20 protein-coding genes and 1 pseudogene are annotated in these 24390 nt (G+C 70.9%); 14 read left to right on the forward strand and 7 right to left on the reverse strand.

Features of this window, described 5'->3' with window-relative positions; genetic code table 11:
• Nucleotides 1–89: 89 nt before the first annotated feature.
• Nucleotides 90–1625, forward strand: a complete 1536-nt coding sequence (locus tag ACQUQF_RS22625; protein ID WP_435181534.1) for a glycosyltransferase — start codon at nt 90–92, stop codon at nt 1623–1625.
• 49 nt (nt 1626–1674) lie between these two features.
• Here ACQUQF_RS22625 and ACQUQF_RS22630 read toward each other — a convergent pair whose 3' ends face one another.
• Together ACQUQF_RS22630 and ACQUQF_RS22635 are read right to left on the reverse strand one after the other, a co-directional pair.
• Nucleotides 1675–2856 carry an AI-2E family transporter gene (locus tag ACQUQF_RS22630; RefSeq protein WP_435181536.1) on the reverse strand — a complete coding sequence of 394 codons (1182 nt, stop codon included), beginning with the start codon at nt 2854–2856 and terminating at the stop codon, nt 1675–1677.
• A 115-nt stretch (nt 2857–2971) separates the two neighbouring features.
• Nucleotides 2972–3784 (reverse strand): mycofactocin-coupled SDR family oxidoreductase, encoded by an 813-nt coding sequence (locus ACQUQF_RS22635; RefSeq protein ID WP_435181537.1) that lies wholly within the window; start codon nt 3782–3784, stop codon nt 2972–2974.
• Between the two features lie 226 nt (nt 3785–4010).
• Between ACQUQF_RS22635 and ACQUQF_RS22640 the strand changes: the two genes are divergently transcribed.
• The 4 genes from ACQUQF_RS22640 (at nt 4011) to ACQUQF_RS22655 (ending at nt 7645) form a co-directional block, all read left to right on the forward strand.
• Nucleotides 4011–4388: an iron chaperone gene (locus tag ACQUQF_RS22640; protein WP_435181538.1), complete on the forward strand. Its 378-nt coding sequence runs from the start codon at nt 4011–4013 to the stop codon at nt 4386–4388.
• Between the two features lie 267 nt (nt 4389–4655).
• A complete protein-coding gene (locus ACQUQF_RS22645; RefSeq protein ID WP_435181539.1) occupies nt 4656–6293 on the forward strand; it encodes a methyl-accepting chemotaxis protein in 1638 nt (545 codons plus the stop codon).
• Nucleotides 6286–7023, forward strand: coding sequence for a rhodopsin (locus ACQUQF_RS22650; RefSeq protein ID WP_435181540.1), 738 nt, complete (start codon nt 6286–6288; stop codon nt 7021–7023). Before ACQUQF_RS22645 ends, ACQUQF_RS22650 begins: the two co-directional genes overlap by 8 nt.
• A gap of 97 nt (nt 7024–7120) precedes the next feature.
• Entirely contained in the window at nt 7121–7645 is a 525-nt protein-coding gene (locus ACQUQF_RS22655) for a hypothetical protein (RefSeq protein WP_435181541.1), read from the forward strand.
• Nucleotides 7646–7798: 153 nt separating this feature from the next.
• On the opposite strand, the gene ACQUQF_RS22660 is transcribed toward ACQUQF_RS22655, so the two are convergent.
• Complete coding sequence (locus tag ACQUQF_RS22660) at nt 7799–8284, reverse strand: hypothetical protein (protein ID WP_435181542.1); 486 nt, start codon at nt 8282–8284, stop codon at nt 7799–7801.
• An 83-nt stretch (nt 8285–8367) separates the two neighbouring features.
• Between ACQUQF_RS22660 and ACQUQF_RS22665 the strand changes: the two genes are divergently transcribed.
• Nucleotides 8368–9666 (forward strand): glycosyltransferase family 4 protein, encoded by a 1299-nt coding sequence (locus tag ACQUQF_RS22665; RefSeq protein WP_435181543.1) that lies wholly within the window; start codon nt 8368–8370, stop codon nt 9664–9666.
• A gap of 94 nt (nt 9667–9760) precedes the next feature.
• Here the strand turns inward: ACQUQF_RS22665 and ACQUQF_RS22670 are convergent, their stop codons facing one another.
• Complete coding sequence (locus ACQUQF_RS22670) at nt 9761–10954, reverse strand: glycosyltransferase family 4 protein (RefSeq protein WP_435181544.1); 1194 nt, start codon at nt 10952–10954, stop codon at nt 9761–9763.
• A 407-nt stretch (nt 10955–11361) separates the two neighbouring features.
• Complete coding sequence (locus ACQUQF_RS22675; protein WP_435181545.1) at nt 11362–12291, reverse strand: curlin; 930 nt, start codon at nt 12289–12291, stop codon at nt 11362–11364.
• A gap of 220 nt (nt 12292–12511) precedes the next feature.
• Between ACQUQF_RS22675 and ACQUQF_RS22680 the strand changes: the two genes are divergently transcribed.
• Nucleotides 12512–12955 carry a hypothetical protein gene (locus ACQUQF_RS22680; protein ID WP_435181546.1) on the forward strand — a complete coding sequence of 148 codons (444 nt, stop codon included), beginning with the start codon at nt 12512–12514 and terminating at the stop codon, nt 12953–12955.
• Between the two features lie 21 nt (nt 12956–12976).
• Here the strand turns inward: ACQUQF_RS22680 and ACQUQF_RS22685 are convergent, their stop codons facing one another.
• Nucleotides 12977–13549, reverse strand: a complete 573-nt coding sequence (locus tag ACQUQF_RS22685) for a response regulator (RefSeq protein ID WP_435181547.1) — start codon at nt 13547–13549, stop codon at nt 12977–12979.
• Nucleotides 13550–13728: 179 nt separating this feature from the next.
• Here ACQUQF_RS22685 and ACQUQF_RS22690 point away from each other — a divergent pair, with 179 nt between their 5' ends.
• Nucleotides 13729–15531 (forward strand): sensor histidine kinase, encoded by a 1803-nt coding sequence (locus ACQUQF_RS22690; RefSeq protein WP_435181548.1) that lies wholly within the window; start codon nt 13729–13731, stop codon nt 15529–15531.
• Nucleotides 15532–15863: 332 nt separating this feature from the next.
• Here ACQUQF_RS22690 and ACQUQF_RS22695 read toward each other — a convergent pair.
• Nucleotides 15864–17111: pseudogene (locus tag ACQUQF_RS22695) on the reverse strand (choice-of-anchor D domain-containing protein); the annotation flags it as partial.
• A gap of 148 nt (nt 17112–17259) precedes the next feature.
• On the opposite strand from ACQUQF_RS22695, the gene ACQUQF_RS22700 reads away from it, so the two are divergent.
• The 6 genes from ACQUQF_RS22700 to ACQUQF_RS22725 all read left to right on the forward strand — a co-directional run bounded on the left by ACQUQF_RS22700 (nt 17260) and on the right by ACQUQF_RS22725 (nt 24322).
• Nucleotides 17260–18864 (forward strand): bacterio-opsin activator domain-containing protein, encoded by a 1605-nt coding sequence (locus tag ACQUQF_RS22700; RefSeq protein ID WP_435181549.1) that lies wholly within the window; start codon nt 17260–17262, stop codon nt 18862–18864.
• Nucleotides 18861–20111: a sensor histidine kinase gene (locus ACQUQF_RS22705; RefSeq protein WP_435181550.1), complete on the forward strand. Its 1251-nt coding sequence runs from the start codon at nt 18861–18863 to the stop codon at nt 20109–20111. The genes ACQUQF_RS22700 and ACQUQF_RS22705 overlap by 4 nt, the downstream gene beginning before the upstream one ends.
• 220 nt (nt 20112–20331) lie before the next feature.
• Nucleotides 20332–20514 (forward strand): DUF7331 family protein, encoded by a 183-nt coding sequence (locus ACQUQF_RS22710; protein ID WP_435181551.1) that lies wholly within the window; start codon nt 20332–20334, stop codon nt 20512–20514.
• A 137-nt stretch (nt 20515–20651) separates the two neighbouring features.
• A complete protein-coding gene (locus tag ACQUQF_RS22715; RefSeq protein ID WP_435181552.1) occupies nt 20652–21707 on the forward strand; it encodes a Gfo/Idh/MocA family protein in 1056 nt (351 codons plus the stop codon).
• Nucleotides 21708–21815: 108 nt separating this feature from the next.
• A complete protein-coding gene (locus ACQUQF_RS22720) occupies nt 21816–22397 on the forward strand; it encodes a response regulator transcription factor (RefSeq protein WP_435181553.1) in 582 nt (193 codons plus the stop codon).
• Entirely contained in the window at nt 22394–24322 is a 1929-nt protein-coding gene (locus ACQUQF_RS22725; RefSeq protein ID WP_435181554.1) for an ATP-binding protein, read from the forward strand. The genes ACQUQF_RS22720 and ACQUQF_RS22725 overlap by 4 nt, the downstream gene beginning before the upstream one ends.
• Nucleotides 24323–24390: the final 68 nt, after the last annotated feature.

The raw sequence follows: 24390 nt of genomic DNA on the forward strand, positions 1-24390 counted from the left end.
CACCGTCCGGGCCGGTCGGGGACGGCCGCGGTTTTCAAACCGCTCGCCACCGTTCTCACTGCCACACGACCGACCGCGACGACTCACCCATGCGCGTCCTCATCGTCCCCGAACTCTACCGGCCCGACGACCCGACCGCCAACGGCACCCTCGGCGACGCCGCGACGTGGGTCGCCGGGTGGTTGGACCGCGACCCGCACCTCCACGTCTACTGGCTGGTCCCGCCGGGGGTCCCCGACGAGGCCGTGCTGGCCGACCGCGAGCGGGTCACCGCGGTCCGGGCCGAGCCGTTCGGCGGGGCAGCGGCGGGAAGCGACATCTTCACCGAGGGCGGCTACAGCTGGGACGAGCTCGCCGCGCTGAAGCGCGAGATCTACGACCGGGGCGCGTACCTCGACGTCGTCGTCGACCAGCGCCGGACCGGCCGGTTCGACCTCCACAAGTGGCTCCGCGCGTTGACCGACCGGTGGGCCGCCGACGTCGAGCCGTTCGACGTCGTCGCCAACGTCCACGACCTCCAGGTGCCGTTCAAGTACCGCTACTGCTCGTACCGCGGCCCGTTCCAGGGCCGGATGGCGATGGCCGGCGCCCTGTTCGCCGACGGCATCTGGTTCAAGGCCGGCGTCGACGCCGACCGCCTCCGGGAGCACGCGACCGAGTTCTTCCGCCCCGACGTGGTCGACGAAGCGCTCGACGGGGCGGTCGAGACCGGGAGTCCCATCGACTTCTCGGCGTTCGAGGAGTCGTACGCCGACGAGCCCCGGACCCTCCACCTCGCGGGGTCGCTCTGGGCGAAGAAGCACGCCGACCGGTTGCTGGCGGTCGGCGAGCGCCTCCACGAGGAGCACGGCATCCGGACCCTGCTCACCAGCATGCAGCCCATCCCCGACGAGTACGCCGACCGCCCGTGGGTCGATGCCTACCCGGAGGCCGACCGGGCGACCTACGAGGCCGCGCTCCGCGAGGGCGACCTCGCGGTCTGCGCCAGCGAGTACGAGACCATGGCCCGGACCCCGTTCGAGCAGGCCGCCAGCGGGCAGGTGCTCGTGGTCCGGGACGAGCCGTGGGTCTACGACTGCGCGCCCGACGACTACGCGCTCGCCGGCCACCCGGAGGAGCTCGGCGACCTCGCGGCGGCGGCGGTCGAGGACTGGGACGCGGCGGTCGCCGAGAACCGCCGGCTCGTCGAGCGCGTCGAGCGCGTCCGGGACCCCGAGCGGTCGGCCCGCCGGACCCACGACGACCTCCGCGGACGCGTCGCGGCCAAGCGCGGGGCGTACGAACCGGGTCCGGCCGACGACCCCGTTCGCGCCGCGCTCGCAGACGGAGGCGATTCGGACGCGGCGCTGTCCTCGCAGACTCGCTCCCGGGCGGCGGCCCGAGCCTCGACGGCGGCGGAGGACGCGAACGCCGGCGGGCACGCTGACGCCGGCGGAGATGCTGACGCCCGGCCCCGGGCCGTCGACCTCGACGACCTGCGCGCGCGGACCGCCGACCACACCGACGACGGCCGGCCGGTCACCGCGGACGCGGACTACGCGCTCGCCGACCTGGTGTACGCGCTCCGGTCGCTGGGGTACCGCGACGCCGGGAACCCCGGCACGCCGGTCTTCGTCCGGGCGTAGCCGCGGGCGCTGTCGGTCGTGACCCCCGGCGGTCCGCGGGTCGCGACCGTCAGGACGAGGCCGAGGCCGACTCGTCGCTGTCCTCCTCGCCGCTCTGGCCCAGCTCGCGGGGGCCGAGCGAGGGCGCGGCGTCGACGTCCGGCGAGAGGTCGTCCCCGTGGATCAGGTCGGTCACGACGATGCGGACCGCCTGGATCACCAGCACGAAGAACAGCGGGAGCAGGAAGAACCCGTACCAGCCGAACAGCATCGGGCCGAGCAGGTACGCGAACATCATGATCCCGACGTGAATGTCGTTGCCGGAGATGTACGGCTGGAGGAACGTCTGGGGCAGGATGTCGAGGACGAGGAACGACACCACCAGCAGGCCGACGGGGTAGATCATCGCCGCGCCGCCCTGCCCGGAGGCGATCCACGCGAGGTACGCGACCACCGGGACGTAGACGACCTTCCCGACGACGAGCGGGACGAGGCTCGCCACGCCGGTCAGCAGCGCGAGCAGGACGGCGAACGGGATCGTGAGCGCGGGCGGCGCGAGGAAGTTGAAGCCGTAGTACACCACCGCCGCGAGGACGGCCATCACCAGCACGAACAGCATGTTCCCGTAGAAGACCGTCTCGAGCTCGTCGTCCACGGCGTGGGCGTAGGCGTGGCCCGTCGTCCCTCTGGGAGCGATCTCGTCGCGGAACCACGCCGCGATGCGGTCGTCGTCCCGCAGCAGGAAGAAGGCGAGACCGAACGACAGCGAGACGAGGACGAGAGCGCCCAGGACCGCGCCCAGCGCGGCCAGCGCGGCGTTGGCCAGCTGTCGGATCCTGCCGGTGTCGACCGACTGGACCCTCTGGGGGTTGTTCAACAGCGTCTGCAGGAGGTTCTCCTGGTTCGACGTGAGGCTCTCGACGTTCAACAGCGGCGACAGCAGTCCGGTGACCTCGGACATCCCCGAGAGCGCGGCTGCGTCCCGCAGGCCGGTCAGGAGGACGTATCCGACGGTCAGGAGTATCGGTCCTACGATGCCCAGCAGCGTCAGCGCCGCCGCCCAGCCGTCGCTGTCGATGTGCTCGTCGATCCGGTCGTTGACGGGTCGCGAGGCGTAGTAGAGGAACACGCCCAGCACGAACATCCCGACGAACGACCAGCCGACGTAGGCGACGCCCGCCGCTAACGCGACGACGTACAGCCACCACGCGATGCGGTTCCGGTCGTAGTCGAGGAACTCGTTCCAGTTCACGGGTATCGGGTCCGGTGGTGCTTCGGGTCGGTCGGCCGGTGGACCGCGTCGGTCGACCGCCGGCCGCGGTCGGGAGCCCGCCTCGTCGGGCCGAGGGCTCCGCCGGTCCGGTCGGTCAAATCGCGGTCGCCCCCGCGGCCACCGGGAGCGCGATGCCGGTGACGAACCGGGCGTCGTCGCTCGACAGCCACATGAACGCCGCGCTCACGTCCTCGGGCTGGACGATCTCGCCGAGCACGTTGTCCGGCCCGGACTGCTCGGCGATCTCGGCCATCTCCTCGCCGATGGACTCGACGATGCCGCCGGTCATCGGGGTGTCGACCGCCGAGGGGCAGACCGCGTTGACCGTCACGTCGTGCTGGGCCAGCTCCATCGCCAGGGTCTTGGTCAGCCCCAGCACCCCGTGCTTCGCGGCGGTGTAGTGGCCCAGCCCCGGCGACGCCACCATCCCGGCGGTCGAGGAGGTGTTGACGATGCGCCCGCCCTCGCCGCGGTCGACCATGTGCTGGCCGACGTGCTTCGCGCAGAGCCACATCCCCTTGAGGTTCACGTCGAGGGCGTGGTCCCAGGTCTCCTCGTCTAAGTCCATCAGCCCCGAGACCGGCGCGACCCCGGCGTTGTTCGCCAGGAAGTCGATGCGGCCGAACTCCGAGACCGCCTCCTCGACGCCGGCCCGGACCTCGGCCTCCTCGGAGACGTCCATCTGGACGCCCAGCGCCCGCTGGCCCCGCTCCTCGACCTCCCGGACGGTCTCGTCGAGCTCGGTCTCGTCGCCGAGCTCGTAGGTCGACTCGTCGGTGGTCTCGCAGATGTCGGCACACACCACGTCGGCGCCGTTCTCGGCGTACCGCAGCGCGTGCGAGCGGCCCTGCCCCCGGGCCGCGCCGGTCACGAACGCCACTCGTCCGTCGAAGTCGTACTCCGCCATGTTTCCGACGGAAGAACGGTAGCGAGTGGTAAAACGCTGTTCGCCGTCTGGAATCAGGGCTGGTCGCCGGAACGGCGCCTTTCGTCGGTGAGTCGTGCACTCGCGGTGTCGCAGTTTCCGTCCGTTCGAGAAGCACCGGTTCGGGCACGACGCGATCGGCGCTGGAACCCACCGAGTTCATTAAGCCGAAGTAACACGTACGTCGAATCACGGTAGCGGTCCCCGGGTGAGCACGAAGATGCCCGAACCAGACGACGTCGACACGTACATCGCCAACGCGCGCAGCGAGGCGCGGCCGACACTCGAGGAGCTCCGGAAACTGATCGAGTCCGCTGTTCCGGAAGCCCAAGAGGGGATAAAATACAACGTGCCCTTCTACGAGTTCCACGGTTCTCACGTCGGAATCTCCGCACAGCGGAACCACGCGACCTTCGGCATCGGTGCGGACGCGCTGCACAGTGACGACCGCGAGATGCTCGAAGAGAAGGGGTACAAGACCGGAACGGAAACCGTTCAGATCCGGTACGAACAGGAAGTGCCGACGGAGGAACTGACCCGCCTGCTGGAAGCGAAAGTGGCGGCGGCCAAACGAGCCGAAGAGTGAACGTCCGCTGGGGGAACCCGCTCCTGGATCAGGCGCGGTCGGGACCTCCGATTCGGCACTGAGACGACGAGGGCTGGGGATACCTCCGCCGGTCGTCGGCTGTCGCTCTTGGTCCAGAACCAGGCCCGGAGGCAGCTTTCGACCGGCCGACCCAGTAATTTAGGACTGCCCTTCGATTTTCGGATTCACGCGGCCGCTCGTCCCGATTATCCCATCTGATACTCGCGTCCAAAGGTATAACTTGGGTAGTTAAGAAGACGGGTCGTAATGAGTACACGTTCGCCCAGGCACTGGGTGACGGGGAAGTACAGCCACCGCCTCGGCGCGGCGCTGTTCGCGACCCTGGTCGCGACGATGGCGTTCGGCGTGGTGTTCGCGCTGGACGCCGCCCGGACGGGCGCCAGCCCGGTCGACGCGGTCGCGGCCACGCTGTTCGTCCTCGCGCTCCACGTCGGACTGCTCGGCATCGTCCTCGGCGGGAGCGTCGGCGTCGAGCTGCGGAACCTGACCGACGCCGCAGAGGCCGTCGAGCGCGGCGACCTCGACGTCTCGCCCGAGAGCGACCGGGCCGACGAGTTCGGGACGCTGGCGTCGTCGTTCGACTCGATGCGGGAGTCGCTCGACGAGGCGTTCACCGAGTCCGATGCGGCCCGCGAGGAGGCCGAGCAGGCCCGCCAGCGCGCCGAGGAGGCCCAGCGGGAGGCCGAGCGCCGGAACGACCGGCTCCGGGAGAGCGCCGCCGAGATCGCCGACGCCATGTCGGCGGCCGCCGACGGCGACCTCTCGCGGGAGCTCGACACCGACGCCGACATCGAGGCCATCGACCGCATCGGCGTCGCGTACGACCAGATGGCGGTCGGCCTGTCGGGCACCATCGAGGAGATACGGGACTTCGCGGCCGACGTCGAGCGGGCCAGCGACGCGGTCGCGGACGACGCCGCGGAGGTCGAGGAGTCCCACGAGGCGCTGGCCGACGACATCCGGCGACTGGCCGACGACGTCACCGACCAGACCGACCAGCTCGCGAGCGCGGTCGAGGAGGCCAACGACCTCTCGGCGACCATCGAGGAGGTCGCCTCGACCACCGACCAGGTCGCCGCGCAGGCCACAGACGCGGCCGAGGTCGGCGAGCGGGGCGCCGACCGGGCGACCGACGCGGTCGAAGCGATGGACGAGATCGCCGAGGCGGTCGCGGGGCTCGGCCAGCTTGTCGACGACCTCGACGACCGGATGGGCGACGTCGAGTCGACCACCGACCTGATCGACGACATCGCCGAGCAGACCAACATGCTCGCCTTGAACGCCAACATCGAGGCGGCCCACGCCGACGCCGAGGGCGACGGGTTCGCGGTGGTGGCCGACGAGGTCAAGCAGCTCGCGACCGAGACCCAGGAGGCCATCGACGAGATCGAGGGCATCATCGAGGGCGCCCGGGCCGACGTCACCGAGGTCACCCGGGAGATGAACGCCACCGAGTCCCAGCTCGACGTCAGCGTCGACATCGTGAACGCCACCGGCGAGACCCTCCAGGACCTGACGACCACGGTCACCGACGTCGACGACGCCATGGCCGAGATCAGCCGCGCGACCGACGACGGCGCGGCCGCGACCGAGGAGGTGGCGGCCGCGGTCGAGACCGTCCGGGAGTCGGCCATCGAGGTCGCGGACCGCTCCCACGAGCTGGCGGCCACCGCCGACGAGACCGTCGAGACCATGCGCGAGGTCCGGGAGCGCGCCGACGCGCTCGCCGACCGGACCGAGGACCTCCGCTCGATGCTGGCCGCGTTCGAGACCCGGAGCGTCGACCGCGACGTCGCCGGCGGGGTCGACCCCGATTCCGACGGCCCGGTGACGGGGACCGGTCGCTTCGACTTCGACGCGGTCGCGGGTGGTGACGATGATTAGCGCGTCGCTCCTCCACGCGGCGGCGGCCGTCGCCTACGGGGTCACCCTCGTCGTCCTGCTCGCGCGGCTCCGGCGGGTGCCGGCGAGCGCCCGGCGGTACTGCCGCCTCCTGGTCGGCGTGGTCGGCGTCGGGTTCGCGACCAGCGCCCTCGCGGCCGCCGGCGTCGGGGCCGTCACGGTCAACGGCCGCGAGCTGCTCCTCCCGAGCTTCGCCAACGACGTCGTCGCCTACTCGCTGCTCTGGGCGGTCACCGCGATGCTCGCCGACGTCCCTCGTCGCACGCTCGCGTTCGTCACCGGGCTGCCGGCCCTGCAGGTCGTGGCGTTCCAGTTCGGCGCCACCGCCGGCGGGCTGCTCGCCCTCGTCTCCATCGTCGTCGTCATCGGCGGCCACCTGGTGCTCGCCTCCCTGTTCCTCGGTCCCGTCTGGCGGGACGCCCAGGACCTGCCCGACGAGCGCCGGCTGCTCCACTGGAAGTCGCGCAACCTGCTGCTGTTCCTCATCGGGATGCTCATCGCGTTCGCGTTCGTCTCGCTGGCCGGCGCGTTCACCGAGTTCGGCACGACGGTCATCAGCCAGTACATCTCGGTGCTCATCCGGGTCGGCTTCGCCGGCTTCCTGTTCGCGAACGCCGACGCGCTGGCCGACGGCGGGGACGCCGCAACGCCCGTCGGCGGCGCCTCGACCCCCGAGCGCGGTCGGTCCGCGCCCGACGTCGCCGACGACTGAGCCGCCTCCCACTTCTCTTCCTCACCTCCCGGTCCTCTCGACGTCGCAATCGGCGAGTCCCCGTCGCGCCTAAACCCCGCCGTCCCCTACCGCTTCCATGGTCAACGCCTTCTGGCTGGACCGGGACCTCGAACAGACCGCGCGGTGGCTGGTCGACTCCCACGTCCTCTCGTCGGTGTTCGAGAACGCGATGGTGCTGACGACCGCGGTCCAGCTCAACGGCTACGCCGAGGGCGACCCCGAGGTCCGCGAGGCGCTCTACTTCACCCACGCCGACCACCCGCTGACGCGGTGGGCCGCAGCGTCGCTCGACAACTGGCAGTACCTCCGGGCGTACGCCGAAGCGGCCCACGAGGAGTGGCGCTACCGGTGGGACCACCCGCCCGAGAAGACCCACGGGAGCTGGGCGACCGTCGAGTCGCTGGACCGCGAGGCCGTCGCGGCGCTCGACTGGCCGGGCGAACCGGGCGACCCGCCGCAGGTCACCGGCGAGTGGACCGCCGACGACTACGTGGAGGCCTACCGGCTCTACTACGCAAACGAGAAGCGCGACCTCTACGAGTGGGCGAAGGACCGGACCGCGCCGCCGTGGCTCGACGAGTACCGGCGTGAACCCGCCTAGCCCCGGGCGTTCCGGAGGGGTGCGTCGACGCGGTTCGGACCGCGGTCGGGCCCCGCCCGTTTACGTAAACGCAAACGCTTGCACCGGTTCTGAACGATCTATCTCGTGCCGTGTGCCGTACCGAATCGCGCCGCCACCCGACTGTTGACACGGTCAGTCGTCCGCTGAAGCGCCGTCGGCGGGACGCTCGTCGCCCGCCGTCCCCGGGTCCTCACCGCCGACGGTTCCGCCGCCGAGCGTCCTGTAGCCCGCCGCAACCGCGTAGATGCCGACGACGCCGAGTCCCGCGCTCGCCAGCGCGCTCGCGGCGACCGTCGTCACGGGCGAGTGACCGTAACCGGTCGAGCCGTCGATGGCGGCGACCGCCATCGCGGCGACGAACCACGCGGCGGCCGGGACCGCGACGCGGGCGTTCTCGGAGAGCACGAGGCGGACGTCGTCGGTCGCGAACCGGGGAACCTCGGGCGCGAGCGCGACGCCCCGGACGACGACGTAGAGGCCGGCCATCACGACCCCGGCGGTCCGGGCCGGCCCGCCGACGTTCTGGTGCTGGACGACCCACGCGAGCAGGTTCCAGAACGCGAGGACTCCGGCGACGGGGACGCCTTCCGCGGCTAGTCGCTTCGGTAGGAGGGGCATGACCGACTCCTCTCGGGCCCGTCCCTTAAAGGGTGCTCTCCGTCGGCCGAGAGCCCTTTGTCCGTCTCCGCCGTCGTTCCGACATGCACCTCCTGGTCGCCGCACACGACTTCTACCCCGACCCGGGGTCCGGCGGCACCGGTCGCTACGTCCACGAGACGGCTCGGCGGCTCGCCGACCGCGGCCACGACGTGTCGGTCGTCACCCGCCGGCGGGGCGACGTCCCCGCCCGCGAGACCGTGGCCGGCGTCCGGGTCGCCCGCTACGACCTCTCGGTCGCCGAGCGGTCGGCGCCCGACATCGCGGCACAGCTCCCGGGTGCGGTCCGCAGCGTCCGCGACCACCTCGACGCGCTGCCCGACCCCGACCTCGTGAGCTTCCAGGGCACCGTCACCGACCCCGTCGTGGACCTGCTCGTCGACGACGCGGTCCCGCGGAGCGCCACCTTCCACAGCCCGTGGCCCACCGAGTACCGCATCCGGGCGGGCCACGAGGACCGGCCGTCGGCCCCGCGCCGCCGGCTCAACGCCGCGCTCCGCGAGCGCATCGAGCGGTCGGTGCTCGGCGACTGCGAGCAGGTCCTCGCGCTCAGCGAGTTCATGGCCGGGAAGCTCCGGGAGGTCCACGGCCCCGTCGCCGACCCCGACGTCGTCCCGGGCGGCGTCGACGTCGAGCGATACCGCCCGGACGCCGGGACCTACGAGCCGATGATCTCCGGTGGCGGTGACGAGGGGAGGCCGCGAGACGAGGGGCGCGATGCGACGACCGGAGACGAGGGGCGCACGGCGACGGTGACGCCGGACGGCGGCGCCGACGCCGAGACCGCCTTCCTGACGGTCCGCCGGCTCTCGCCCAGGATGGGCCACGGGATGCTCCTGCGGGCGTTCGCCAGGGTCGCCCGGACCCGCCCGGACGTCCACCTCTACGTCGCCGGCGACGGCCCGCTCCGGGGCGAACTGGAGCGGCGGGCCGCCGACCTGGACCTGGCCGACCGGGTCACGTTCCTCGGGTACGTTCCGGACGAGGACCTGCCGGCCGCCTACGCGACCGCCGACTGCTTCGCGTTGCCGACCCGGCGGCTCGAGGGGTTCGGCCTCGCCACGCTGGAGGCGCTCTCGTCCGGGACGCCGGTCGTCGCCACCCCGGTCGGGGGCACGACCGAGATACTGGCGGGCCTCCGGGACGACCCCCGGGTTCCCGCCGAGATGGTCGTCGAGTCGGTCGACGCGTCGGCGCTGGCCGACCGGCTGGCGGCGTGGGCCGACCTCGACCCGGCCGAGCGGGCGGCTGCCGGGCGGGCCTGCCGGGAGCACGCGACCGAGCACTACCGATGGGCGCAGACCGCCGACGCGCTCGACGCGCGGTACGCGGAACTCGTCTGACCGCTCGGAGGCGGCGTTCGATTGACCGTTCGAAGGCCGCGTTCGTCTGACCGCTCGGAGGCGCCTCAGAATCAGTCGTCGCTGCTTCGACTCGCTAGTCGCCGCTCGCGGGGCGCTCGGCCGGCGCGTCGGCGGCGGGCCCGGGAACCTCGGCGCTCGGCCGGTCGAGCGCGTCGGCGACGACCCGCCGGATGCGGCGCTGGAACCGCTCGCGGCCGAACCGGCGGCGGATGGCCCGCGGCCCCATGGGTCGGCGGAGCTCGCGCTGGCGGTCGGGGTCGCCCGCGACCGCGGCGAGCTTGTCGATCGCGTCCTCGACGCTCTCGTACAACAGCTCCTCGCGGTCGTTGACGATGGCGTGCTGGCCGCCGTCGTTCGGGACGAACGGGATGGCGCCGCCGGCCGCGAGCTCCGCGACGGCCATCCCGAAGTGCTCGTAGCGCTTGCCGTGGATGCCGTACCGGTGGTCGCAGACGCGCTCGACCAGCTCCTCGCGGGGCAGCTCGCCCTCAAGCTCGACGTACTCCCGGCCCGCGGCCATCGCCTCGACCTCCTCGCGGTACTCCTCGTCGACGGTCGGCCCGATGACGTGGAGGTGGAGGTCCTGCCCGCGCTCGCGGACGCCGGCGGTGATCTCGATCAGTTCCTTGATGCGCTTGCTGCGCTCGATGCGGCCGACCGTCACGATGCCGTCCTCGCGCTCGCTCCAGGGCCGGTCCTCGAACTCCCGGGTGTCGACCGGCGGGTGGACCACCTCGGGCCGGGTGCCGTAGGCGTCCTCGACCACGTCCGCGGTCCAGCCGGAGTTGGCCAGCAGCGCGTTCTGCCGGATGTCCTCGCGGTCGACCCCGGCGACCCGGGTCGCGAGCCGCTCGTAGAGGGAGTCCTCCTCGACGGTCGGGTGGAAGATGTGCTCGCGCTGGTCGCAGCTCACGGTCCAGTCGAACGGGAAGTGGACGTACTGGACCGAGTCCGATTCGAGGCCGAGCTCGTTGATGGTGCTGACCAGCAGGTCGAACTCGTCGCTCCGCCGCCGGGCGTACCGCCCGAGCAGCGCGTTCTGGAGCACGTAGTACTTGAGGCCGAACGTCCGGTTCAGCCAGGGCGCGAGCCGCCCCGCCCGCTCGACGGTCAGGTCCCCGACGTCGACCTCCGTGTCGAAGTAGTCGTTGAGCTCGCGGAGGTCGGGGTCGGTCAGCGTCAGGACCGTCACGTCGTGGTCGTCCTGGAGCGCCTCCAGGACGTTCATGGCGACCGCCTCGCCGCCCCCCTTCGACATCAGATCCATATGGATAACTGCAATTTCCCCCATCGTATCGCTCTCCTGTAAGATACAGTGGCCGGCCAAAGTTAGGCATTCTGGGCGGAGCGCGACACATCACCGGCGGAGTAGAAGCGACTGTAAGCCGGAAAACGTATTTTGGGAATGTGACGCGACGACGGAGGCGGTTCTGTGCCGGCGAGCGAACCGCTCGCGGGCAACCCGAAACTGTTCCGAGAGGAATCGGGTCCCGGTCCGGGCCGTCTGGGAACTGCTCGGCGCCGGACACCCCGTTCGACGGTGAGACGGGCTCTGGCGAATCGTCTCGCGGAAAAAAGCAGTTCGGTCGCGAACGGGCAGGTGCGTCCGCGCCGGATTCGTTCGGGTCGAATCGGGCGGTGGCGGGCCGAAGCGTTATCTACCCCTCGTCTGACTCAGTTGTCGCCGCGGTCCTCGAGTTCCTCCTCGATGTCGTCCAGTCGGTCCTCCAACCGCTCGATGTACTCCTCGACCTTGTCGTGCTGCTGCTCCCAGTACGCCTTCCGCTCCTCGCGTCGCTCGCCCTCGTACGTGCGCTCGACGTAGTCGATCCGGTCCTCGATGGCGGTCTTCTTCTCGTGTAGCTTGTCGAGCAGCTTTTCGAGCCGCTTCTTCTCGTACTTCAGCTTCTCGTACTTCCGGTCGTGGCTGTCCTGGTCGATCTCGGCGTCGTTCTTCTGGTCGACGTCGGCGTCGTTATCGCTGCCGTCCTGGTCGACGTCGGCGTCGTTCTCCTGGTCGACGTCAGCGTCGTTGTCCTTACCATCTTGGTCGACGTCAGCGTCGTTCTTCTGGTCGACATCCGCGTCGTTGTCCTTACCGTCTTGGTCGACATCCGCGTCGTTCTCCTGGTCGACATCTGCGTCGTTGTCGTCGCCGTCCTGGTCGACGTCAGCATCGTTTTCCTGATCGACGTCAGCGTCGTTATCGCTGCCGTCCTGATCCACGTCGGCGTCGTTCTCCTGGTCGACATCCGCGTCGTTGTCCTCACCGTTCTGGTCGACATCGGCGTCGTTCTCCTGGTCGATGTCGGCGTCGTTATCGCTGCCGTCCTGGTCGACGTCGGCGTCGTTGCGCTGGCTGACGTCTGCGTCGTTACATCCTCCGTTCTGGTCGACGTCGGCGTCGTTCTCCTGGTCGATGTTCGCGTCGTTGTCTCTGCCGCTCTGGTCCACGCTCGCCTCGTTGCTCTGGCTGATGTCGGCGGACGACTGTCCGTCACAGTCGTCGTCGACCGTGTGGGCGAGCGCGCCGCCGCTCATCGCAGCGCCGACGAGCGCCGTGGCGACCAGCAGCGCGAGTAGGGTTCGTAGTGCGCGTTTCATGGGTTGTCTCCTTGGTTCGGGTTCGCCGCTGGACTCGCGGGGTCGTTCCCCCGCAACTCCATCTGGACCGAAGCCCGCCCGCGCCGAAGAATGAGGTTCTCATTATCGCAAGCGCCTCGCGCTCCGACGATGCTAGCTATCTAGAGGCCGTCGGTCTCGGATACCTAGCCTCTCGATCTACCGCGACGGGGCGCCTCGCTCCGTACGTGAGGGAATCACGATGGCCTACAAACGATACGACTCGCCGAACCACCCCAGATGGGACGAACGGACGACCGATCCACAGCCCACCGACGCGCCGGCTCGGTGGCAGTCCGGCCGCGCTCGTTCCGGGAGATGCGCCGACCACGTCGACCACACGACCGGCACGGCGCCACCGTTGGTGACGCGCGCGGAGACGAACGACGACGTGCCGGTGGAACTCGCCGACGGGCCGAACTGGATCCGAATCACCGCCGAACTCCCCGACCGGTCGCTCGACGATGTCCGAGTCACCGCCGCCGGGGGCGCGATGCGGATTCGCGCCGCGCGCTCGTCGTCGGACCGGTCAGACGGCATCGACCGGACGATCGCGCTCTCGGGGGCCGCGGACCCCGGCGAAGCCGTCGTCGCGTACCGCGATCCGGCGCTGAGCGTCCTCGTTCCGAAGCACACCACCGGGTGAACGTTCACCGTGCCTCCGTCCTCACTTCCTGCCCCGGTTGATCGCGGCGAACTCCTCGAGCATCTCCTCGAAGCTCTCCGGCGGTACGTCGAGCCCCTCGCGGAGCTCCGTCGCCCGACGACGCATCCGGACGTACTCGCTCGACCCGTCGAGCTGCTCGGGGGTCTGCTCGGACTCGAGGACGGCGAGCTTGGCGGTGAGGCCGAACAGCTCCGAGACGGGGTCGTCGTACGACGCCGCCTCCAGCTGCTGGTCGATGGCGGCGAACAGGTCCTCCCTGTCGGTGGGCTTGCAGAGGTAGTCGTCGAACGGCATGTCGACGATCTCGAAGTCGGGGTTGACCGCCGTGACCATGATGACCCGGCACTCGTACCCACGCTCGCGGAGTTCCCGCAGCACCTTGTCGCCGGAGAACGGCATGCGGCGGTCGAGCAGGACCACGTCGACGTCGTCGTCCATCGCCGCCAGCGCCTCCTCGCCGCCGTACGCCGTGCGCACGTCGGCGTACCGCCGGCGGAGTCGGAGCGCGTACGCGTCGGTGACCTCGGGCTCGTCGTCCACCACGAGCACCGTGGCGTCCCGTGGTTGGTCCATGATAACAAAGGACAATGACTGTAGGACCCTGGCCGAGTTATACTTTTCGCGGCCCGGCGACGGGTGGCCGCCGAACGGCTCTGGCAGACCTCCCGGTGGCGGTTTCACCGCCGGACACCGGGGCCGAGCGAGTGGCCCAACCGAGAGCTATTAGTGACCATTGGTAGCAGGTATCACGGATGGGGCTGAGGCTACGGACCAAGTTCGTCGTCATCCTCGTGGCGATCACGCTCGTGCTGGGCGGGTCGATCTTCGTGGCCCTGGAGTCGTACCAGCGCGACGCAGTGGCCGAGACGCGCGCGAGTGTCGACCAGACCGCCCGGCTGGTCGCCGACCAGATCGACGCGTCGCTCCGGGCCACCCTCGACGACGTGGGGAGGGTCGCCTCGCGGCCGCGTGCGAGAGAGTTCGACGAGAGCGGCCGGTTCCTGGACGCGTTCCTCGCGAACTCGCCGTTCTACGCGGCGCAGGTCGTCGCCGCCAACGGGACGGTGGTGGCGTTCCGCGGGGACGTCTCGGCCGAGCAGCGCCGGGCGGTCGTCGGCGCCGACCGCGGCGACGTCCCGTACGTCGCGCAGGCGCTCCGGGGACGGACCTACCTCGGCGACATCCGGTACGTCGCCGAGACCGGCAAGCACGCCATCGTCTTCAGCGCGCCCATCATGCGGGGCGCCGAGGTCGAGGGCGGACTCGTGGCCGCGATGTACCTCGACAATCAGACGGTGTTCGACCTGCTCCCGCCGCTGAAGACCGACTCTCAGACGGTCGAGATAACGGGAAGCGGGGCGACGCTCAGCGAGAGCCACCGGACGTTCGGCGCGTCGGTCCGGAGTTCGGCGGTCGTCGAGTCAACCGGCTGGGAGGTGACCGTCACCAGGGACCGGACCGCGCTCGACGCGCGGCTACGGCGGCTGGTGGCGTCGCAGGTCGCGGTGCTGGGCGTGCTGCTGCTGGTCATGCTCGGGTTCGGCTACTGGCAGTACGCCGTGAGCCTCCGACAGACCGAGCGCCTCCTCGACGGGTTCGACAGGCTCGGCGCGGGCGAGTACGACCACAGGGTGTCGCTGCGCGGCGGTTCCGAGTGGGAGCAGATGAGCGCCGGCTTCGACGAACTGGCGGGGACGCTACGGGCCCGCGAGGCGTCGCTTCGCGAGCGCCAGCAACGCCTCGAAGTCCTCTATCGCGTGCTCCAGCACAACCTGCGCAACCGGATGAGCGTCATCCTGAACTACGCAGACGTCGTCGAGGAGACGGCCGCCGACGAGACCGTGTCGACCGCCGCCCGGACCATCCGCGACGTCGGCTGGGAGGTCACGAGCCTGAGCCGGAAGGCCAGACAGATCAGGAACGCCATCGAGGCCGACCACGAGCGCCGACCCGTCGAGGTGACCGACCTGGTCGCCGAGGTGGTCGCCGACGTCGGCGAAGAGTACCCCGGCGTCGCGGTGACCGCGTCGCTGCCCGACCCGGTCCGGGTGCTGGCCCTCCCGTCGCTTCGGCTGGCGGTCGAGAACGTCTGCGAGAACGCGTGCGAGCACAACGACAGCGCCGACCCCCGGGTCGAGGTCGAGGTCGCCACCGTCGAGCGCGACGGCGAGGGCCCGGACGGTGCGGGGTGGACGAGTGACGCGAGCGAGCAAGGAGAACTGGAGCGCGCCGAGGCCGAACCGGGCGACGGGGACAGTTGGGTCCGCATCGCGGTGGCGGACAACGGCCCCGGCATCCCCGCGCAGGACAGGACCGCCATCGGCGAGGGCCGAGAGACCGACCTCGAACACGCGAGCGGGCTCGGCCTCTGGCTGACCTACTGGGTGGTCGACAACTCCGGCGGACGGCTCCGGTTCGCCGAGAACGACCCGCGGGGCGCCGTGGTGACCCTGGAGCTACCGCGAGCCTCGACCGCAGACCGAAGCGACGGAGCGTCGTCCGGTCGCGAGCCCGGGGATAGCGTCCGGGCCGGTGGCTCCCCGACGGCCACTTGAACGTTCGAACTCGACCCGTTCGTCGTGGTTTCTGGGCTGACGGTGACGTTCCCGGCGAACCGGTCGTTGACGTACAGCTCGTAGGTGCCCGGTTCGTCGAACGACTCGACGAACACGGTCTGGCGGGTGCCGTTCGGCGCTATCGACAGGTCCCGGCGGTCGACCACGGCGTCGCCGCGGAGGAGCTTCACGACGTAGGTGCCGTCGGCCCCGCCGACGTTGGTCACCCGGACCAGGACCTCCACGTCGTCGCCGGTGCGGATCTCGGTGATGCTCACGACCGCATCCTCGATACGGAACTTCGCCTGCTTGATGCCGGTCGCGAAGTCCGCGAGCCCCGTCGCCCTCGCCTCGAAGATGTAGTGCGTGGGGTTCTCGTCGACGAGCTGGGTCGGGAGCTCGGTCCACGTGTCGTTCCGCTGCGTGTAGAGGGTGACGTCCTCCGGTCCCGTCTCGTTCCCGGCCAACTGGTCCTTCCGCACGCGGAAGACGACGCTGACGTTCCGGAGGTCCTCGTCGGGGATGGTGCTGTTCATGGAGACGAAGGCCGCGTCCTCGGTCCCGTCGCTCAGGTTGAACGGGGGCGTTCCCTCGAACCGCCGGGCGCTCTTCGTGACGTTGAGCGTGAAGTTGTCGCCCCGCGCGGGCGTGAACGTTATCGCGTCGATCGCCACCGCGTCGTCGCGGGTGAGCGGCCACGAGACGTTCACCGACTGGGTCACGTTCGCCTGGGCGTTCACGACGGACACGTTCACTATCGTCCGGTTGGCCAGCACCGTCGATGGCGAGACGTCGGCCACCATCGGCGTGTTCGTCAGCCAGACGTTGCGCTGGGGCTCGTCGGGGTCGTCGCTCATGACGTGGAGCGTCGCGAACCGCGCCCCCGATTCCGGCGGGTCGAAGGTCACCGCGACGGTCCGGCTCCGTCCGGGGTCGATCGTGAACGGACCCCCGTCGGCCACCTCGAAGACGCTCCGGTCGGGGCCGACCACGCTGACGGCCCGGACCGTCAGCGGCGCGTTCCCCTCGTTCGTCAGCGTGAGCGTCTCGGTGATCGATCCGTCGGTCGCGTTCTCGAACCGGAGCGTCTCCGGCCGGACCGCCACGTCCGGCGCGAGACCCGTCCCGCGGAGGTCGGCCGCGACCGCGTCGCCGTCGGCGGTTTCGACGCGGAGCGTCGCCGTCGCCGTCCCCGCCGCCTCCGGCGTGAACGCGACCGAGATCGCGCGGCGCTCGCCCGGTTCGAGCGTCCCCGCCCCGCCGCCGCGAAGAATCTCGAACGCCGCGGCGTCCGGTCCCGCGACGGCCGCCTCCTCGATGGCGACCGGAGCGTCGCCCGAGTTACTGACCGTGAGGAGCCGAGGGACGCGTTCGGTCGCCGGTCCGTCGATTCGGACGCGCCCGAAGTCGACGCGGGCCGGTTCCAGTTCGAGTTCGGCCGTCTGGCCCGTTCGGGCCGCGACGTCTGTGCCGGTCGGACGGAGTACCGCGGCGACCGGGGCCACGGACGTCGAGACGACAACGAGACACAGCAGAACCCCCGTCACGCTTCCCGCCCTCGATGTGTCTATTGGTATCATACCACGTACTTCGGTCTACGACCACCGCCGCCTTGTAGATACGGATGTCTCGGATTTCCGGAAGCGGGCAAGTCGCCGTCGGTCGGGACGGTGCGGAAGGCCGTGAGCGTGGCGAAGATTCACATGTAGTTGTGTGGTATACTATGGCATGGACAGCGTCCTCGACGACGTGACCGAAGGGGTGGTGGTCGCCGACCCCGACCTGCGGGTCACGTCGGCGAACGCCGTGGCGGCGGACGTCTTCGAGACCGACGCCGCGGCGCTCGTCGGAGCCGACCTCATGGAGGCGTTCCCGCGGTCGGCGGCGGCGACGTTCCGCGAGCACTTCGGCGACGGAGTCCCCGACCCGGCCGAGATAGCCTTCGAGGAGTACTTCCCGGAACTGGACGCGTGGCTGGCGGTCAGGACGGTCGCGGCCGGCGAGGGCCTCGCGGTGTACCTCCGCGACGTCACCGACCGGAAGCGCCTCGAACGGGACCTCGAGGACCGCGAGCGGGAACTGGCTCGACTCGATCGGAACAACGCCATCGTCCGGAACATCGTCAGGGACCTCGTGGGGGCGACGACCCGCGAGGAGATAGAGCGGACGGTCTGCGAGAAGCTGGCGTCGAGCGACCGCTACGCGTTCGCCTGGATCGGCGAACTCGGGATGACGACCGACGCGATCGAGCGGCGGGTCGCGGCCGGCGAGTACGAGGGAATCCTCGACCTCGTCGCGGCGGAGCGCGGCGACGACGAACCGACCGGCGCCGAGCAGGCGGCCGTCGAGACGGGCGAGACGCGGGTGATCGAACAGCTGGTCGACGACGAATCGGTGCCCGAACCGGTCCGGCGCGAGGCGTTCGCCAGGGGGTTGCAGTCGAGCATCGCGGTGCCGCTTCGATACGGAGACGCCACGTTCGGCGTACTCGGCGTCTACGCGACCCGCCCCGACGCGTTCACCGACCGCGAACGCGAGAGCCTGACGACGCTCGGCGCGACCGTCGGGTTCGCCATCAACGCGGCCCGACAGCGCAACCTCCTGCTGTCGGACACGGTGGTCGAACTCGCTTTCGACGTGACCGACTCCACGGCGTTCTTCGCGTCGGCATCGGCCCGACTCGACTGCGATATCGCCGTCGAAGGCATCGTCCCGCTGGACGAGAACTCGCTGCTCTGTTACGTCCGGGTCGATGGAGCCGACCTGGCGGACCTCTTCGACCTGGCCGCGGACCGGACCGACGTCGACATCGGCCGCATCGTCCACGAACCGTCCGCGGAGGCCGGCGGCCTCGTCGAGGTCACGCTGTCGGGCGGGTCGCCGGTCCTCGTGCTGGTCGAGCGCGGTGCGACGGTCCGGACCGCCGAGTTCGAGCGCGGCGCCGGGCTTGTCGTCGCGGAGCTCGGGGTCGGGGAGGACGTCCGGGAGGTCGTCGAAGCCGTCCGGGAGGCGTTTCCGGCGTCCGAACTCCGATTCAAGCGCGAGCGCGAACGGTCGGTGGAGACGGCCCAGGAGTTCCGGAGCGCGCTCCGCGAGCGGCTCACCGATCGGCAGCGCGTCGCGCTCCGGACCGCGTACGTCGGCGGGTACTTCGAATCGCCCCGTGACAGCACCGCCGAGGAGATCGCCGCGGCGCTCGGCGTCACCTCGCCCACGCTCCACTACCACCTCCGGGCGGGCCAGCGGAAGCTGCTCGGCGCCTTCTTCGAGGAGGAGACCACGGAGAAACGGCTCTCTGACGTCGACGAGTGGCACGCGAGGACCGGCGAATGACGACCGACGATACCCGCGGGGACGACGAGTCGCGGGGAGAAGCGAGCGACACGGCCGAACGGGGCGACCCGGCCGACCCGGGCGACGAGTCGCCGACGGAGACCGACGGCACCCGGTCGGCGGACTCCGGTTCGGGCGCCGACGCGCCGCAGACCTCCTCCCTGTTCCGGGCGTTCCCGGACCCGCTGCTCCGCTACGAGGGCGAGCGGGAGGCGGCCGTCGTCCGGGCGGTCAACCCCGCGTTCGAGCGGACCTTCGACGTCGACGGGTCGGCGGTCGCCGGCGACCCGCTGGCCGACCATCTGTCGGTCGATGCCGAAGGGACGACCGCGGCGGACGTCCGGTCTCGTCTCGACGACGGCGACCGGGTCGTGGTCGCAGTTCGGTGCGGTGACGACGAGCGGTGTCACTTCCGACTCCAGGCCGTCTCCGATACCGACGACGGGGCGGACACCGTCGTGGTCTACACCGACGTCACCGACATCGAGCGACGGGCGCGCGACCTCGAGGCACGGGTCGAGCGACTCGAGCGGTTCGTCGACGTCGCCGCCCACGACCTCCGGAACCCGCTGGACGTTGCCAAGATTCGGGTCGAGGCGGCCCGCGAATCGCCGGCGGACGTTCACCTCGAGAAAGCCGAAGCGGCCCTGGACCGCATCCAGCGCATCGTACGGGACGTGCTCTCGGTCGGGAGCGCGGAACCGGACCTCGCAGAGGGAACGTCGCTGAGAGGCGTCGCCGCGGCCGCGTGGTCGACCGTCGACACCGGCGCGGCGACGCTGGTCCTCGACGACGACCTTCCGACCGCGGTCGCCGACGCCGACCTCCTCCAGCACCTCTTCGAGAACCTGTTCCGGAACTCGATCGAACACGGCGGCGGCGACGTGACCGTGCGGGTCGGCGACCTCCCGACCGTCTCCACGAAGGGAACGAATAGAGGGCAAGCGGACGAGCGCGGGAAGTCTTCCGGTGCCCCGCCAGAACGGCGCGAGGACGAGGCTCGCCGGGGAACGAAGCCGACGGGCGGCGGATTCTACGTCGCCGACGACGGCCGCGGCGTCCCGCCGGCGGAGCGCGAGCGCGTGTTCGAGCCCGGTTACTCGACCGCCGACGGCAACACCGGCCTCGGACTGGTCATCGTCAGGCAGATCGCCGAGGACCACGGGTGGCGCGTCTCGCTCACCGAGTCCGAGTCCGGGGGTGCGCGCTTCGAGTTCACCGGCGTGCGGGCAGACGGCTCCGACTGAGTGACGGGGAATCCGATCTTCCCGACGCTTTGGCGGCCTCGGAACGGTCGAGCGCCACCACGTCCTCGTCGGAACTCGGACGAGACGGCTTCCAGCAATCGGTAGCACCGCTACCGCGCTGACTCACGTACTATCTAGAGCGGTTCTCCGGGCTCGCACCGCAAGCAGCTAGAGCCGCGTTCTACCGGAGTCGAGGTCTAATTACGACCGAGGAAGACAGATGATAGACGAGCGCCACGATACGGACGACAGGATCGCGGAGTACCCCGCCCGGGAGCCGGTGATTCCCGAGACCCACGACAGCTTCGAACTGACCGACAGCGCGGTCGTCGTGTACGACCGGACCGACGCCGACCGGTGGCTCTGGTCCGACGCGGCCGTCCGGCTGGCGGACCGTCGATGAGCCGTCCGGGAGCACCTCCCGGTGTTTCGGCCCGCCTCGGCGTGCGCGGCCAGCCGTCACAGACGGGCAGAACGCGGTTCGGCGGCCGCACTCGCCCGACCGAAAAGCCTACATTGAAGAGTTCCCGCGCGGACCGTATGGCGATTCGACTGGGCGCGATCGGACTGGGCGGCCTCGGGAGCATCGAACTCGGACTCTACGACGAGATGGACGACGTCGAGATCGCCGCGGGCGCGGACGTCTCGGCGGGCGCCCGCGAGGCGTTCGCCGAGCAGTACGGCGCGCCGGTCTACGAGGACCACGCGGCGATGCTGGCCGACCGCGACCTCGACGCGGTGAACATCGTCACGCCGCATACCCTCCACTACGAGCAGGCGATGGACTGCTTCGAAGCCGGCGCGGACGTCTTCCTCGAGAAGCCGATGGTCACGGGCATCGAGAACGCCGCGGCGCTCGTCGACGCCGCGGCCGAGCGGGGCCGGGTCCTGCAGGTCGGCTACCAGCGCCACTTCGACCCCCTCTTCCGGGAGCTCAGGCGGGTCGTCTCGTCGGGGCGGATCGGCGAGGTCCACGCCGCCAACGCCTACCTCGGCCAGGACTGGATCGAGCTCCAGCGCGGGTCGTGGCGGACCGACCCAGGGCTCTCGGGCGGCGGCCAGCTCTACGACTCGGGGAGCCACCTGCTCGACGCGCTGCTCTGGACGCTCGACGCGGAGCCCCGGCGGGTCGCGGCGCTCGTCGACGACCGCGGCGAGGCCGTCGACGTGAACTCCGCGCTGGCGCTCTCGCTCGATCGAGAGGTCGACGGTGGCAGTTCGGGTGACAGCGTCACCGCAACCGTCGGCGTGGTCGGCGACGGCACGAACGGCGAGCCCGACGAGGAGCTCGTCGTCTGGGGGTCGGAGGGCCACGTCCGGTACGCCGACGACCGGCTCACCGTCCACGAGGGCGGTGCGACCTACGAGGGCGAGGTGACGGGCGATCGCGACTTCGAGACGCTCACGCGCCGGAAGCTCGCGGACTTCGTGCGGGCGGTCGCGGACGGGACCGAGCCCGCGGTGCCGGGGTCGTTCGGACTCCGGGTGACCGCGCTCACCGAGGCGGCCTACGAGGCGGCCGAGACCGGCCGGACGGTCGACGTGGCCAAGCGGCTGGCGACCGCCCGCGGCGGGGCGGTCCCGGCCGACGACTGAGTTCTATATACCGGTCCCCGGTCCTATTATAAACGGCTTATAGCCGGTCTCGAAAACTCCGACGTAGAACATGTCCGCGCGGAGTACGGGACGGCGGGGGGCCAACCGATGACCGGTTCGCCGACGACCGTGCTGGCGGTCGACGACGACCCAGACGTCGCCGAGATGTACGCGGCGTGGCTCGACGACTGCGCGGTCGAGACCGCCGCCGGCGGCAGGGAGGCGCTGGGCCGCGCGAGCGAGGACGTCGACGTGATGCTGCTCGACAGGCAGATGCCGGACCTCTCGGGCGACGAGACGCTCCGGCGGCTCCGTCGTCGCGGGTTCCGGTTCCCGGTCGCGATGGTGACCGCCGTCGAGCCCGACGTCGACGTCGTCGAACTCGGCTTCGACGCGTACGTCTGCAAGCCGGTCCGGGGCGACGAGCTCCGCGAGACGGTGGCGGACCTCCGCCGCCGGGCGGCCTACGACGCCGAGCTCCGGGAGTACTTCGCGCTCGCGTCGAAGCGCGCCGCGCTGCGGTCGTCGCTCGACGACGAGGTGCTCCGGTCGTCCGAGAAGTTCCACCGGCTCACGGAGACGTTCGAGGCGGCGGCCGAGCGGGCGAACGCGTCGCGGGACGACCTCCTCGCCGACGCGGGGTTCGAGGAGACGCTCCGCCGGACGGTCGACCGCCCCGAGGACGGGTGAGCCGGCCGGTGTCGCCGGACCTCTCGCGGGCGCTCCCGGGCGTCGTGCGCCGGAGCTACACCGCCAAGCTGGTCGCCGCGCTCGCCGGCATCGCGCTCGTGGTCGCGGTGTTCGGCGGCTACATCTACTTCTACACGGGGAGCGCGCTCGAGGCCGACACCCAGCAGGAGACCATCGCGGCGGCCGAGACCGGCGCCGACCGGCTCGACGAGTGGCTGCGCCGGATGACCCTGGAGGCGAAGGCGGTCTCGGAGTCGGCGGCGTTCCAGTCGGGCGACCGGTCGCGGGTCGCGGTCCAGCTGTGGAACGTGGTGGACCGCGACGAGGACATCGAGGCGGCCTACTACGTCGACACCGCCTCCGGGAACGTGATCACGTCGACCGGCAGCACGGACGTCGTCTCGGCCGCGGGCATCACCCGTGCGTCGGGCGACCGCCGGCTGACCGACCTCGCCCAGCGGTCGCGCCGCGCCGTGTTCGTCTCCGACCCCTTCAGGCCGTACGAGGGGAGCGCGTCGGTCGTGCTGTTCGTCACCGGGGTCCCCGGCGAGGCCGACCGGGCGGTCGTGCTGGTGGTCAACATCCGGTCGGTGTCCCGGTCGCTCGCCGACGGCAGCGACGCCGAGTTCGTGGTGGTCAACCGGACCGGCCGGGTCGTGATGGCCGAGAACGGCAGCCGCATCCTGACCCGCGACACGGTGGCGCCCCGGCGGTTCGTCGGCGAGTCGGGGTTCCTCACGGCCGACGCCGGCGGTCGGTCGACCGCGATCGGCTACGCCGCGCTCGACTCCCGGCCGTGGACGGTGACGGTCCGCGAGCCGACCGCCGCGGCGTACGCGCTCCGCCGCGACATCGTGGCCCAGCTGCTCGGCCTGCTCGGGATCGTGCTGTGCAGCGCGGTCGTCATCGTGGCGACGTTCGGCCACAGCACCGCCCGTTCCATCCGGCGGCTCGCCGACAAGACCGACGAGCTACGGGACGGCAACCTCGAGGTGTCGGTCGACACCGACCGCGAGGACGAGCTCGGACGGCTCTACCGGGCGTTCGACGAGATGCGTCGCTCGCTCGGGGCCAGCCTGGAGGAGGCACACGGCGCCCGCCGGGACGCCGAGCGCGCCCGGGCGGAGGCCGAGCGCGCCAGGCGGGAGTCCGAGCGGCTCACCGCCCACCTCGAACGCACGGCCGAGCGCTACGGGGCGGTGATGCAGGCCTGCGCCGACGGCGACCTCGCGCGCCGGATGGACCCCGACGGCCGGAGCGCACCGATGGCCGCGATCGCCGAGTCGTTCAACGCGATGATGGACGACGTCCAGGAGCAGAACGAGCAGCTGGAGACCGTGACCAGGGTGCTGAGCCACGACATCCGCAACCCCCTGATGGTCGCGCTCGGCCGGGCCGAACTGCTGGCCGACGAGACCGACTCGGAGCACGCCGCCCCGCTGGTGCGGTCGCTCGACCGGATGGAGGACATCATCGCCGACGCGCTGCTGCTGGCCAGGGGCGACGCCGTCGACGCGACGACCCCGGTCGACCTCCGCGACGCCGCCGAGACGGCGTGGCAGCACGTCGAGACCGACGGCGCCACGCTCGCGGTCCCCGAGACCGCGACGGTCGAGGCCGACCCCGACCTGCTCGGCCACGTCTTCGAGAACCTGTTCCGGAACGCCGTGGAGCACACGGGCCCGGACGTCGACGTCGAGGTCGCGCCGACCCCGGACGGGTTCGCAGTGGCCGACGACGGGCCGGGCATCCCGCCCGAGGAGCGCGAGGCGGTGTTCGAGATGGGCCACACCACGAACCGGGACGGCGGCGGCACCGGACTCGGGCTCGCCATCGTCGACCGGGTCGCGGCGGCTCACGGCTGGGAGGTCTCGGTCGGCGAGAGCGAGACGGGCGGCGCCCGGTTCGCGTTCGCTATAGCGTAACCGAGCGCTACGTTCGGCTCCGTTCGACTATTAGCAACCGTTTTCCCGGTCGATTATCACTGTCTCGA

The sequence above is a fragment of the Halorussus sp. AFM4 genome, assembly GCF_051194995.1.
Classification (GTDB): Archaea; Halobacteriota; Halobacteria; order Halobacteriales; family Haladaptataceae; genus Halorussus.

Excerpts from the sequence above, each read along its gene's own strand:
- ACQUQF_RS22705 (WP_435181550.1), top strand. The coding sequence starts at position 18,861 with ATGACGACCGACGATACCCGCGGGGACGACGAGTCGCGGGGAGAAGCG.
- ACQUQF_RS22645 (WP_435181539.1), top strand. The coding sequence starts at position 4,656 with ATGAGTACACGTTCGCCCAGGCACTGGGTGACGGGGAAGTACAGCCAC.
- ACQUQF_RS22660 (WP_435181542.1), bottom strand. The coding sequence starts at position 8,284 with ATGCCCCTCCTACCGAAGCGACTAGCCGCGGAAGGCGTCCCCGTCGCC.
- ACQUQF_RS22720 (WP_435181553.1), top strand. The coding sequence starts at position 21,816 with ATGACCGGTTCGCCGACGACCGTGCTGGCGGTCGACGACGACCCAGAC.
- ACQUQF_RS22670 (WP_435181544.1), bottom strand. The coding sequence starts at position 10,954 with ATGGATCTGATGTCGAAGGGGGGCGGCGAGGCGGTCGCCATGAACGTC.
- ACQUQF_RS22715 (WP_435181552.1), top strand. The coding sequence starts at position 20,652 with ATGGCGATTCGACTGGGCGCGATCGGACTGGGCGGCCTCGGGAGCATC.
- ACQUQF_RS22680 (WP_435181546.1), top strand. The coding sequence starts at position 12,512 with ATGGCCTACAAACGATACGACTCGCCGAACCACCCCAGATGGGACGAA.
- ACQUQF_RS22665 (WP_435181543.1), top strand. The coding sequence starts at position 8,368 with ATGCACCTCCTGGTCGCCGCACACGACTTCTACCCCGACCCGGGGTCC.
- ACQUQF_RS22625 (WP_435181534.1), top strand. The coding sequence starts at position 90 with ATGCGCGTCCTCATCGTCCCCGAACTCTACCGGCCCGACGACCCGACC.
- ACQUQF_RS22635 (WP_435181537.1), bottom strand. The coding sequence starts at position 3,784 with ATGGCGGAGTACGACTTCGACGGACGAGTGGCGTTCGTGACCGGCGCG.
- ACQUQF_RS22675 (WP_435181545.1), bottom strand. The coding sequence starts at position 12,291 with ATGAAACGCGCACTACGAACCCTACTCGCGCTGCTGGTCGCCACGGCG.
- ACQUQF_RS22710 (WP_435181551.1), top strand. The coding sequence starts at position 20,332 with ATGATAGACGAGCGCCACGATACGGACGACAGGATCGCGGAGTACCCC.
- ACQUQF_RS22650 (WP_435181540.1), top strand. The coding sequence starts at position 6,286 with ATGATTAGCGCGTCGCTCCTCCACGCGGCGGCGGCCGTCGCCTACGGG.
- ACQUQF_RS22655 (WP_435181541.1), top strand. The coding sequence starts at position 7,121 with ATGGTCAACGCCTTCTGGCTGGACCGGGACCTCGAACAGACCGCGCGG.
- ACQUQF_RS22685 (WP_435181547.1), bottom strand. The coding sequence starts at position 13,549 with ATGGACCAACCACGGGACGCCACGGTGCTCGTGGTGGACGACGAGCCC.
- ACQUQF_RS22690 (WP_435181548.1), top strand. The coding sequence starts at position 13,729 with ATGGGGCTGAGGCTACGGACCAAGTTCGTCGTCATCCTCGTGGCGATC.
- ACQUQF_RS22700 (WP_435181549.1), top strand. The coding sequence starts at position 17,260 with ATGGACAGCGTCCTCGACGACGTGACCGAAGGGGTGGTGGTCGCCGAC.